The organism is Glaciecola punicea, from assembly GCF_001756615.1.
GTDB lineage: Bacteria > Pseudomonadota > Gammaproteobacteria > Enterobacterales > Alteromonadaceae > Glaciecola > Glaciecola punicea.
Genome location: NZ_LZXY01000022.1, coordinates 1 through 486 on the forward strand (window position 1 = coordinate 1; position 486 = coordinate 486).

A 486-nucleotide genomic window follows, 5' to 3' on the forward strand; every position below is an offset into this window, starting at 1 on the left:
GTTAAGACAATTTGCAAAAGAAGAAGGCATTGGCGTGTCAACATTGTATGATTGGAAGTCTAAATATTTAGCGCAATCCGATGGTGAAATAGTGTTGCCCAAAAATAGTAGTAAATGCAGTTGGTCATCTGAGCAGAAGTTTGCAGTCGTGTTAGAAACGGCCGCATTGTCAGAAGCTGAGTTGAATGAATATTGTCGTAAAAAAGGTGTTTATCCTGAGCAAGTGAAAGAGTGGAAAACCGCCTGTATCAGCGGTAATCAAACGAGTGCTCAAGTTAAACAGCTTCAAACTGCCGAGCGTAAAGCAGATAAAAAACGTATTCGCCAGTTAGAGAAAGAGCTCAGACGTAAGGAGGCGGCGTTAGCGGAAACCGCAGCATTACTGGTGCTTAGAAAAAAGTTAAATGCCTACTGGGGGGAAGACGAGGACAATTAACGTCTCTGTCAGGTAGGCTGTATTATGTTGAATTAATTGATGAAGCTGTC

General features: G+C 42.2%; 1 pseudogene. It reads left to right on the plus strand.

Features of this window, described 5'->3' with window-relative positions:
• Positions 1-121: 121 nt before the first annotated feature.
• Positions 122-486 (plus strand): annotated as a pseudogene (locus BAE46_RS14150) (IS3 family transposase); the annotation flags it as partial.